Source organism: Kineococcus rugosus (genome assembly GCF_050871975.1).
In the GTDB taxonomy this organism is placed as follows: domain Bacteria; phylum Actinomycetota; class Actinomycetes; order Actinomycetales; family Kineococcaceae; genus Kineococcus.
In genome coordinates this window covers 20,978-31,062 of the sequence record NZ_JBJLSJ010000048.1, presented here as the reverse complement: position 1 = coordinate 31,062, position 10,085 = coordinate 20,978, and the positions used below count along the sequence as shown (strand labels likewise).

General features: G+C 74.5%; 12 protein-coding genes. 7 read left to right on the top strand and 5 right to left on the bottom strand.

Features of this window, described 5'->3' with window-relative positions; genetic code table 11:
- Window positions 1-100: 100 nt before the first annotated feature.
- The gene (locus tag ACRYM6_RS21010; protein WP_432544835.1) at window positions 101-748 is read right to left on the bottom strand and encodes a hypothetical protein; all 648 of its coding nucleotides are present in this window, start codon (window positions 746-748) and stop codon (window positions 101-103) included.
- Between the two features lie 364 nt (window positions 749-1,112).
- On the opposite strand from ACRYM6_RS21010, the gene ACRYM6_RS21005 reads away from it, so the two are divergent.
- The 3 genes from ACRYM6_RS21005 to ispF are packed head-to-tail and all read left to right on the top strand — an operon-like array spanning window position 1,113 to window position 2,751.
- Window positions 1,113-1,595, top strand: coding sequence for a CarD family transcriptional regulator (locus ACRYM6_RS21005; protein ID WP_012084764.1), 483 nt, complete (start codon window positions 1,113-1,115; stop codon window positions 1,593-1,595).
- On the top strand, window positions 1,592-2,275 hold the full coding sequence (ispD, locus tag ACRYM6_RS21000) for a 2-C-methyl-D-erythritol 4-phosphate cytidylyltransferase (protein WP_432544836.1): 684 nt from the start codon (window positions 1,592-1,594) through the stop codon (window positions 2,273-2,275). Before ACRYM6_RS21005 ends, ispD begins: the two co-directional genes overlap by 4 nt.
- Window positions 2,272-2,751: a 2-C-methyl-D-erythritol 2,4-cyclodiphosphate synthase gene (gene ispF / locus ACRYM6_RS20995; protein ID WP_432544834.1), complete on the top strand. Its 480-nt coding sequence runs from the start codon at window positions 2,272-2,274 to the stop codon at window positions 2,749-2,751. Before ispD ends, ispF begins: the two co-directional genes overlap by 4 nt.
- A gap of 48 nt (window positions 2,752-2,799) precedes the next feature.
- Here ispF and ACRYM6_RS20990 read toward each other — a convergent pair whose 3' ends face one another.
- Genes ACRYM6_RS20990 through ACRYM6_RS20980 form a run of 3 tightly spaced genes read right to left on the bottom strand, consistent with a single transcriptional unit; the run spans window position 2,800 to window position 5,804 of the window.
- Window positions 2,800-4,017: an AI-2E family transporter gene (locus tag ACRYM6_RS20990; protein ID WP_432544833.1), complete on the bottom strand. Its 1,218-nt coding sequence runs from the start codon at window positions 4,015-4,017 to the stop codon at window positions 2,800-2,802.
- 54 nt (window positions 4,018-4,071) lie between these two features.
- The gene (locus ACRYM6_RS20985) at window positions 4,072-4,713 is read right to left on the bottom strand and encodes an MBL fold metallo-hydrolase (RefSeq protein WP_432544832.1); all 642 of its coding nucleotides are present in this window, start codon (window positions 4,711-4,713) and stop codon (window positions 4,072-4,074) included.
- The gene (locus ACRYM6_RS20980) at window positions 4,710-5,804 is read right to left on the bottom strand and encodes an S-(hydroxymethyl)mycothiol dehydrogenase (protein ID WP_432544831.1); all 1,095 of its coding nucleotides are present in this window, start codon (window positions 5,802-5,804) and stop codon (window positions 4,710-4,712) included. Before ACRYM6_RS20980 ends, ACRYM6_RS20985 begins: the two co-directional genes overlap by 4 nt.
- 57 nt (window positions 5,805-5,861) lie before the next feature.
- Between ACRYM6_RS20980 and cysS the strand changes: the two genes are divergently transcribed.
- From cysS to ACRYM6_RS20960, 4 genes are read left to right on the top strand one after another with little or no spacing between them, the layout of a single operon-like run.
- Window positions 5,862-7,280 carry a cysteine--tRNA ligase gene (gene cysS, locus ACRYM6_RS20975; protein WP_432544830.1) on the top strand — a complete coding sequence of 473 codons (1,419 nt, stop codon included), beginning with the start codon at window positions 5,862-5,864 and terminating at the stop codon, window positions 7,278-7,280.
- Window positions 7,280-8,245: a 23S rRNA (guanosine(2251)-2'-O)-methyltransferase RlmB gene (rlmB, locus tag ACRYM6_RS20970; protein WP_432544829.1), complete on the top strand. Its 966-nt coding sequence runs from the start codon at window positions 7,280-7,282 to the stop codon at window positions 8,243-8,245. The genes cysS and rlmB overlap by 1 nt, the downstream gene beginning before the upstream one ends.
- Entirely contained in the window at window positions 8,242-8,634 is a 393-nt protein-coding gene (locus ACRYM6_RS20965) for a hypothetical protein (protein WP_432544828.1), read from the top strand. Before rlmB ends, ACRYM6_RS20965 begins: the two co-directional genes overlap by 4 nt.
- A 50-nt stretch (window positions 8,635-8,684) precedes the next feature.
- Window positions 8,685-9,185 carry a MarR family winged helix-turn-helix transcriptional regulator gene (locus tag ACRYM6_RS20960; protein WP_432544827.1) on the top strand — a complete coding sequence of 167 codons (501 nt, stop codon included), beginning with the start codon at window positions 8,685-8,687 and terminating at the stop codon, window positions 9,183-9,185.
- An 18-nt stretch (window positions 9,186-9,203) separates the two neighbouring features.
- Here the strand turns inward: ACRYM6_RS20960 and ACRYM6_RS20955 are convergent, their stop codons facing one another.
- On the bottom strand, window positions 9,204-10,085 hold the full coding sequence (locus ACRYM6_RS20955; RefSeq protein WP_432544826.1) for an NAD-dependent epimerase/dehydratase family protein: 882 nt from the start codon (window positions 10,083-10,085) through the stop codon (window positions 9,204-9,206).

Below are 10,085 nucleotides of genomic sequence, written 5' to 3'. Positions count from 1 at the left end.
CAATCGTCCCCGCCGAGAGCCCGGCTCGCGGTGTCCCCCGTGGGGGGGGCCCCCGGCGCGCCCCCCCCCTCACGTCGTCCGGCGGGGAGCCGGGTGCTCGTCAGTCCTCCTCGCCGCCCTCTTCGGCGCCCTGCTCGGTGCCCTCCTCGTCGCCCTGCGGACCGCAGGTGACGGTGGAGGTGGGCGTCGGGGCCGCGGCCGCGGTGACGGTGCTCGTCGCGGTCGGCTCCTCGGACGGGGTGGCCGCGGGGACGGTCGGGGTGATGGCGGCGTACTCGAAGCACGGCAGCATGACCTGCGCGTCGACCGAGGCCTCCTGCCCGCCGACCGTGAAGGTCACGGGCACGGTCTGGCCGGGGACCACGGGCACCTGCGGCACCTGCAGCCAGGCGGTCTGGTCGGTGGTCGCGGCGTCGTCGGCGGTCACGGCCGGCCCGTCGGGGGCGGCGGCGCCGAGGTCCCCGATGTGCAGGGAGGAGTTCTCGGGGAGGCTGAAGGTCTGGGCCGAGGCCGACCCGGCGGCCACGTCGACCGAGACGGAGACGTCGACGGGCTCGAAGGAGGAGTTCACCAGGACCGCGGACAGCACCCCGGGCTCGTCCACGCCGCTGGAGACGAGCAGGACGTTGCGGATGTCGACGCCGCCGAGGGACGCCCCGGCACCGTCGCTGGGCTCGTAGGGCTTCAGGACGGTCGGCGGGGAGAAGACCGAGCAGCCCGCGACCCCGAGGGTGGCGGCTGCGGTCACGACCGCCAGGGCGGACCGGCGGCGCGCAGAACTTGTCCACCCACCACGGACGAGGGAACGGGTGCGGAGCTTCACGCGTTCAGACTACCGGCAGTCGTAGTCGGGTTCGCAGCGGAGCCCGGCGCCCCGATCACGTGCTGATCACGGTCTCGTCACGACCCGGACGCAGCACACGCCACCGCGGTGGGTGGACCTCCGGTCACCGTCCGCCACCCCCGGGAGGTGCTGCGCAGCACGCGGATCCGCCGCTGTCAAGCCCCGGGGACGACCCGACGAGCCTCTGACCTGCGCAAACGCTCCGAGCGGGACTGTTCCGGGCGTCACTCCCGTGGTAACCTGGGTGCAGGGAAAGGGGTCACCTTCTATGGCTTTCACGGTCGGCGAAACGGTCGTCTACCCCCACCACGGGGCAGCACTGATCGAAGAGATCAAGACCCGCACCATCAAGGGTGAGGACAAGCTGTACCTCGTGCTGAAGGTCGCCCAGGGCGACCTCACCATCGAGGTGCCGGCGGACAACGTGGACCTGGTCGGCGTCCGCGACGTCGTGGGGCGCGAGGGGCTCGACCGCGTCTTCTCGGTGCTGCGCACCCCGTACGCGGAGGAGCCGACCAACTGGTCGCGCCGCTACAAGGCCAACCTCGAGAAGCTCGCCTCCGGCGACGTCGTCAAGGTCGCCGAGGTCGTGCGCGACCTGTGGCGCCGCGACCAGGACCGCGGGCTGTCGGCCGGCGAGAAGCGCATGCTCGCCAAGGCGCGGCAGATCCTCGTCTCCGAGCTCGCGCTCGCCGAGAACACGAACGAGGACAAGGCCGAGTCGCTGCTGGACGAGGTCCTGGCCTCCTGAGGTCCGCGCTCGTCGTCCCGGCCGCCGGCCGGGGCGACCGCCTCGGGGCCGACCGCCCCAAGGCTCTCGTTCCCCTGGCGGGGGTCCCGCTGCTCGTGCACGCCCTGCGGCGCGCCACGGCCTCCGGCGTCGTCGACGTCGTGGTCGTGGTCGCGCCCGCAGGTGCGTGCGACGAGGTCCGCGAGCTGCTCGCGCCCGTGGTCGCCGACGCGGTGGTCGTCCCGGGGGGAGCCGAACGGCAGGACTCCGTCCGGGCCGGTCTGGCCGCGCTGCCCGAGGACGTGGACGTCGTGCTCGTGCACGACGCCGCCCGCTGCCTCACCCCCGCGCCCGTCTTCGCCGCCGTGGTGGCCGCGGTGCGCGCCGGAGCGCCCGGGGTCGTGCCCGTCGTCCCGGTCTCCGACACGGTCAAGCGCGTGGCGGGGGAGCGGGTCGTGGAGACCGTCGACCGCAGCGAGCTCGCTGCCGTGCAGACCCCGCAGGGGTTCTCCGCGCCCGTGCTGCGGGCCGTCCACGCCGCCGCACCGCCGGGCGCGTCCGTCACCGACGACGCCGGGATGCTCGAGGCGCTCGGGCACCCCGTCGTGACCGTGCCGGGCGACGAGCGCGCCTTCAAGGTCACCCGCCCGCTGGACCTGCTGCTGGCCGAAGCCCTGCTCGACCGGGAGGTCGCCCCGTGAACCCGCTGCCCCGCGTCGGGACCGGCGTCGACGTCCACCCCCTGGCACCCGGGCGGCCCTGCTGGGTCGCGGGCCTGCTGTGGCCCGAGGAGGACTCCGGGCCGCAGGGGCACTCCGACGGCGACGTCGCCGCCCACGCCTGCTGCGACGCGCTGTTCGCCGCCGCGGGGATCGGGGACCTCGGAGCCCACTTCGGCACCTCCCGGCCCGAGCTCGCCGGCGCCTCGGGGGTGCGGCTGCTCACCGAGGCGGCCCGCCTGGTCCGGGCGGCCGGGTTCGAGATCGGCAACGTCTCGGTGCAGGTCATCGGCAACCGCCCCAAGGTCGGCCGCCGGCGCGCCGAGGCGCAGGACGCGTTGAGCGCCGCCGTGGGCGCGCCGGTGTCGGTGGCCGGCACGACGACGGACGGGCTCGGCCTCACCGGCCGCGGGGAGGGCATCGCCGCCGTGGCGACCGCCCTCGTCGTCGCCCGCTGACACCGCGCCCCCGCGGCACCGGGTCCCCCGGTGCCGCGGGGGCGGCGCTCAGTCCTCCCGGGTCTCGGCCGTCGCCGCCGCGGGTGCCTGCTCCGGCGTGGCGACCCGGCGCCGGCGCTTGTTGGTGTCCTTCACCTGCGGGTTCTCCGGCTCGTCGGGGACGAGCTCGTGGTGGACGTAGCGCAGGACCACCGTCACGATCGCCGCGACCGGGACGGCCAGCAGGGCGCCGGTGATGCCGAACAGGGTGCCGCCGATCGTCACCGACCCGATGACCACCGCCGGGTGCAGGGCCAGCGAGCGCCCGACGAGCAGCGGCTGCAGCACGTTGCCCTCCAGCTGCTGCACGAGCAGCACGATGCCCAGGACGATCAGCGCCTGCACCCACCCCAGCGTCACGAGCGCCACGAGGACGGCCAGGGCCCCGGTGGCCACGGCGCCGACGATCGGGATGAAGGCGGCGAAGAAGATCGTCACGGCCAGCGGCAGCGCGAACGGCACCCCCACGATGGCCAGCCCGACGCCGATGAACACGGCGTCGACCAGCGCGACGGCGGCCTGGGACATGATGTAGCCGTGGATGGCGGCCCAGATCCGCCCCCCCAGGGCGACCGTGTGCCGGTGCGCCTCCGCGCTCATCCAGCGCCGCGACCACGGCACGAGCCGGTCGCCGTCGGAGAGGCAGAAGAAGGCCAGGACGAGCACCAGCAGGAAGGTGATGAGCCCGGAGCCGACGGTCGCCCCGACGGACCCGACGCCCCCCACCACGCTGAGCGCGATGGACTGGGCGTTGTTCTGCAGCTCGCTGATGCCCTGGTTGACCAGGTTGCCGATCTCGTCGTCGCCCAGGTTCAGCGGCGGGCCGGCGATCCAGACCTGGACGCGGTCCAGGCCCTCGACGGCGGAGTCCGCGACCTCCCCGGCCTGACCGGCCACGTTGGGGATGAGGGCGGCGAAGATGCCGACCACCACGGTGATGAGCAGCAGGATCGAGACCAGTGCCGCGAGCGAGCGGGGCAGCACCGCGCGCAGCACCCGCGTCAGGGGCCACAGGATGGCGCTGAGCAGGATCGCCAGCAGCAGCGGCAGGACGAGGGACCACCCCTTGCCCAGCAGCCACAGCAGCCCGGCGATGCCGGCGCCGAGCACGAGCAGCCGCAGCGCCCAGCGGGACGCCTCGGTGACACCGCGCTCCACCACGCGGGTCGGGCGTTCACGGGGGCCGCGTGGCGCGGCGGTGGGCGGGGTGTCCGGCTGATCACTCACGCTGAGGATGCTCTCAGCGATCGGGTGACCCGGCACCCCGCGGCGCCGGCGCGGTCAGTGCCCCCGGTCGACCCACTCCTGCAGGTGCGGGCTCTCGTCCCCGATCGTCGTGTCCTGGCCGTGGCCGGTGTGCACGCGGGTGTCCGCCGGCAGCTGGAACAGCACGTCGCGGATCGAGTCGACGATCGTGGGGAAGCTGGAGAAGGACCGCCCCGTCGCGCCGGGGCCCCCCGCGAACAGCGTGTCGCCGGTGAAGACCGTCGCCAGCTCCGGCGCGTACAGGCAGACCGCGCCGGGGGTGTGCCCGGGGGTGTGCAGGACGTGCAGGTCGGTCCCGGCCACCGTGACGACCTCGCCGTGGGCCAGGTCCGTCGTGGGCACGCCCGGGTGGGTCAGCTCCCACACCTCCCGGTCGGCGGGGTGCAGCAGGACCGGCACCTCGTGCCCGGGGGAGCTGAAGCGCCGGGCCAGGTCGGGGGCGCGGCGGACGTGGTCGTCGTGGGCGTGGGTGCACACCACGGCCAGCAGCCGGCGCCCGCCGATCGCGGCGGCGATGGCGTCGACGTCGTGCGGGGCGTCGACCACGACGACCTGCTCGTCGTCGCCGACGATCCAGACGTTGTTGTCGACGTCGAAGGTCTGCCCGTCCAGGGAGAACGTGCCGGAGGTGACGAGGTGCTCGACCCGGGCGCTCACAGGACCACGACCGAGCGCAGGACGTCGCCGTTCTTCATGGTGGCGAACGCCTCCTCCACGTCGCCGAGGCCGATGCGCTCGGAGACGAACGCGTCCAGCGGCAGCCGGCCGTCCGCGTGCAGCTCCAGCAGCTGCGGGAAGTCGCGCTCGGGCAGGCAGTCGCCGTACCAGGACGACTTCAGCGCCCCGCCGCGGCCGAAGACGTCCAGCAGCGGGACCTGCAGCTGCATGTCCGGGGTGGGGACGCCGACCAGGACGACGGTGCCGGCCAGGTCGCGGGCGTAGAACGCCTGCCGCCAGGTCTCGGGGCGCCCGACGGCGTCGATGACGACGTCGGCGCCGAAGGAGTCGGTGAGCTCCTGCACGGCCGTGACGACCTCGTCCTCGGACAGCCCGCGCGAGTTGACCGTGTGGGTGGCGCCCAGCTGCTCCGCCCAGGCGAGCTTCTTGTCGTCGAGGTCGACGGCGATCACCCGCCGCGCCCCGGCCAGGACGGCTCCGGCCACGGCCGCGCAGCCGACGCCGCCGCAGCCGATGACGGCGACGGTGTCGCCGCGCTGCACGGGCGCGGTGTTGACCGCCGCGCCGATGCCGGCCATGACGCCGCAGCCCAGCAGGCCCGCGACGGCCGGGTCGATCCCGGCGTCGACCCTGGTGGCCTGCCCGGCGGCGACGAGCGTCTTGGGGGTGAAGGCGCCGATGCCGAGGGCCGGGGACAGGGGGGTGCCGTCGGTCAGCGTCATCTTCTGCGTGGCGTTGTGGGTGGCGAAGCAGTACTGCGGGCGGCCGCGCTTGCAGGCCCGGCACTGCCCGCACACCGCGCGCCAGTTCAGGACGACGGTGTCGCCGACGGCGACGTTCGTGACGCCCTCGCCGACCTGGGCGACGGTGCCGGCGGCCTCGTGGCCGAGCAGGAAGGGGTAGTCGTCGTTGATGCCGCCCTCGCGGTAGTGCAGGTCGGTGTGGCACACCCCGCAGGCGGCGACGTCGACGACGACCTCACCGGCGACCGGTGCGGGCACCACGATGTCGACGGTCTCGACGGGGGCGCCCTTGGCGCGCGAGATCACTCCGGGAACGGTCCAGGCCATGGGGACGACCCTAGCGACGGACCCGGACACCGGGCGCGCCCCGGTAGCCTGGAGACCGTGACCCTCCACCTGCACGACAGCGCCGCCGGCGCGGTGCGCGAGTTCGCGCCGCTCGTCCCCGGGCAGGTCGGCATCTACGTCTGCGGCGCGACGCCGCAGGGGTCGCCCCACCTCGGCCACGTCCGCGCCCAGGTCGTCTTCGACGTGCTGCGCCGCTGGCTGGAGCGGTCCGGGCTGCGCGTGACGATGGTGCGCAACGTCACCGACATCGACGACAAGATCCTCGCCAAGGCCGCCGAGGCGGGGGTGGAGTGGTGGGCCCACGCCTACCGCTTCGAGCGCGAGTTCTCCGCCGCGTACGACGCCCTCGGCGTCCTGCCCGCGACCGTCGAGCCGCGCGCCACCGGGCACGTCCCGGAGATGGTCGAGCTCATCGCCCGGCTGGTCGAGCGGGGCCACGCCTACCCCGCGGCCGACGGTTCCGGCGACGTCTACTTCGACGTCCGCTCGTGGCCGGCGTACGGCGAGCTGACCCACCAGCGGCTCGACGACATGGAACCGGCCACCGACGCCGACCCGCGCGGCAAGCGCGACCCGCGCGACTTCGCGCTGTGGAAGGGGGCGAAGCCGGCCGAGCCGGCGACGGCCTCCTGGGACACCCCGTGGGGCCGGGGCCGCCCGGGCTGGCACCTGGAGTGCTCGGCGATGGCCGGCCGCTACCTCGGGCCGCGGTTCGACGTCCACGGCGGCGGCCTGGACCTGCGCTTCCCGCACCACGAGAACGAGCAGGCGCAGTCGCGCGCCGCTGGCGGGGACTTCGCGAACTTCTGGCTGCACAACTACTTCGTGACGATGTCGGGCGAGAAGATGAGCAAGTCGCTCGGCAACGTCCTGGGCATCCCGCACCTGCTGCGCAGCCACCGGGCCGTGGTGCTGCGCTACTACCTCGTCTCGGGGCACTACCGGACGCACCTGGAGTTCTCCGAGAACTCCCTGGCGGAGTCCGAGGCGGCGTACTCGCGGCTGGAGGGTTTCGTCCGCCGGGCCGCCGAGCGCCTCGGCGGGCCGGGTGAGCCCGGCGCGGTCCCGGACCGGTTCGCGCAGGCGATGGACGACGACCTGGCGACGCCGGCGGCGCTGGCCGTCCTGCACGACACCGTGCGGGCGGGCAACTCCGCGCTCGCCTCCGGGGACGACGGGGCGCTGCGCACGGCGCTGGGCGCGGTCCGCGGCGGGCTCGACGTCCTGGGGCTGGACCCGTTCGCGCACCCCTGGGTGTCGCAGGCGGCGGGGGCCGACGGCTCCCGCGCCGCGCTGGACGTGCTGGTGCGCGCCCGGCTGGAGGACCGCGCGGCCGCCCGCGCCGCCAGGGACTTCGCCACCGCGGACGCGGTGCGCGACTCCCTGAAGTCCGCGGGCATCGTGATCGAAGACACGCCCACCGGCGCACGGTGGGTCCTGGAAGGTGAGCAGTAGTGGCAGGCAACTCCCAGCGCCGCGGCGCGGTCAGCAAGGGCAAGAAGGGTCCGACCGGCGGCAGCGGCGGGAAGAACCGCCGGAGCCTGGAGGGCAAGGGGCCGACGCCGAAGGCGAGCGACCGCCCCTACCACCCGGCGGCGAAGGCGGCCAAGAAGGCCGCCCACCGCTCGGCGACCGCGAACGCCCGCCCGGGCGCCCGCCCGCCGGTGCGGCGCAAGGCGTCCGGTGAGACGGAGTGGATCGCCGGCCGGAACTCCATCGTCGAGGCGCTGCGGGCCGAGCTGCCCATCACGGGCATCTACGTGGCCTCGCGCATCGACGCCGACGAGCGCGTGAAGGAGATCCTGGCGGCGGCCGGCAACCGGGGGATCCCGCTGCTGGAGGCGTCCCGGCAGGACCTCGACAAGTTCACCGAGAACGCGGTGCACCAGGGCGTCGCGGCGAGCGTGCCGCCGTACGCCTACAAGCACCCGATGGACCTGCTCGACGCGGCCGCCGACTCCGGCCGCCCGGCGCTGGTCGTGGCGCTGGACGGGGTGACCGACCCGCGCAACCTCGGTGCGGTCGTGCGCTCGGTGGGGGCCTTCGGCGGGCACGGGGTCGTGGTGCCCGAGCGGCGGGCGGCGGGGATGACCGCCTCGGCGTGGAAGACGTCGGCCGGTGCGGCCGCGCGCGTGCCGGTCGCGCGGGCGACGAACCTGACCCGCGCCATCGAGGAGTACCAGAAGGCCGGGTTGTTCGTGGTCGGCCTGGACGCCGAGGGCGACGTGGACCTGCCGGACCTGCAGCTGGCCGACGGCCCGATCGTCGTCGTCGTGGGCGCCGAGGGCGCCGGGTTGTCCCGGCTGGTGCGCGAGACGTGCGACCAGGTCGTGAGCATCCCGATGGCCGGGGCGGTGGAGTCGCTGAACGCGGGTGTCGCGGCGGGCATCGCCCTGTACGAGGTCGCGCGGCACCGGTGAGCCTCGACGTCTTCCTGACCCGGTACGCGGACGGGGGCGAGGTCCGGCTGGACCCCGCGGCCGTCCGCGCGGTCCTGGAGCCGGTCGCGACCGAGCGCGACCGGCAGCACTCGTTCCTGCGGGTGGGGGACGAGGACGACGCGCTGGACGTGTACGGCTGGGACGGGTCGGACGACCCGCTGGAGTCGCTGCTGGTCGAGATCGAGGGGCAGCGGTGGCGGGGGACGCTCCTCGACCTCGCCCGGGCCGCGGGTGCCGCGCTCGTCCTGGAGTCCGGGCCGGTGGCCGTCCCCGACGCCGGGTTGCTGGTGCACCTGCCGCCGGAGCTGCGCGCGGGGTGCGTGGTGGTGGCGTCCGTCGAGGAGTTCTCGGACTTCCTGACCGGGTGACCACGCAGCGTCATGTCGTTTAATCGACAACTACCTGGTACCCTGTCCCGATGACCGACGAGACGCCCCGCTGGCTCGACGCCGACGAGCGGCGGGTCTGGTTGCGGCTGAGCGCCCTGATGGAACTCCTGCCCGCCGCGCTCGACGCGCAGCTGCAGCGGGACGCCGACCTCACCAAGACCGCCTACCTGACCCTCGCCATGCTGTCCGAGGAACCCACGCGCAGCCTGCGCATGAGCGAGCTCGGCGCCCGCTCCAACGCCAGCCCCTCCCGCATCTCCCACGTCGTGTCGCGGCTGGAGAAGGACGGCTGGGTCCGCCGGGAGAAGAGCCCCTGCGACGGCCGCGGCCAGGTCGCGATCCTCACCGACGCCGGCTACGACAAGGTCGTGGCCTGCGCCCCCGGGCACGTCGAGCGCGTCCGCGCCCTCGTCTTCGACCCCCTCGCCCGGGCCGACCTCGCCGAGCTCGACGCCATCATGGTGAAGCTGCTCGACGTGCTCGACCCGGACGCGAAGTTCGCCGCGACGGCCCTGGCCCGCGAGGTCTGACCCGGGGCCGGCGCCGCCTCAGACGTGGTCGCGCCAGGAGTGCCGCGGCTCGTACCCCAGCAACCGCCGCGCCTTGTCGATCGACAGCAGGGTCTCGTGCTCGCCCAGCTCCCGGCGCACCTCGACCCCCGGGAACACCTCGGCCATCAACTCGGCCGAGGACCGCGACATCACCGTGTCCGCGTTCGCCACGATGCACACCTCGGCCCCCGGCTCCCGCCGCTGCAGCGCCAGCCGCACCGCCTGGGCGCCGTCCCGGGCGTCGACGTAGCCCCACAGGTTCCACTTCCGCAGCGCCGGGTCGCGGTCGAAGGACGGGAACCGCGCGTAGTCCTCGACGTGCATGACGTTCGAGAACCGCAGGCCCGTCATCGTCAGCGACGGCTCCCACCGGCAGAAGTGCCGGGCCATCTCCTCCTCGAGGGACTTCACCAGCGAGTACGTCGACTCCGGCCGGACGGGGTACTCCTCGTCCAGCGGCGCGTACGGCGGGGGAGCGGCCTCGAAGGGCAGGCCGAGCACCGTCTCGCTGGAGGCCCACACGACGTTGCGCACCCCGGCGGCCCGGGCGGCGTCGAACACGTTCCACGTCGCCGTCGCGTTGTTCCGGAACGTCACGCCGTTCGGCGCCAGCCCCGGAGCGGGGATCGCCCCCAGGTGCACGACCCCGGCGAAGGGCCCGCCGCGCTCCTCGGTGCGCCCGGCCACCGCCTCGGTCACGGCGCCGTGGTCGGTCAGGTCGATCCGCACGAACTGCGCGGCGTCGCCCTCGGTCAGCCCGGGCGGGGCCACCTGGTCCAGGGCCAGCACCCGGTAGCCGTGGTCGAGCAGGTCGCGCAGCACGATGCGGCCCAGCTTGCCGGCCGCACCGGTCAGCACCACGCGGGGTTCGTCAGGCAC

Coding starts and splice junctions, on each gene's coding strand:
- ACRYM6_RS21005 (WP_012084764.1), top strand. CDS start 1,113: ATGGCTTTCACGGTCGGCGAAACGGTCGTCTACCCCCACCACGGGGCA.
- ACRYM6_RS20960 (WP_432544827.1), top strand. CDS start 8,685: ATGACCGACGAGACGCCCCGCTGGCTCGACGCCGACGAGCGGCGGGTC.
- ACRYM6_RS20980 (WP_432544831.1), bottom strand. CDS start 5,804: ATGGCCTGGACCGTTCCCGGAGTGATCTCGCGCGCCAAGGGCGCCCCC.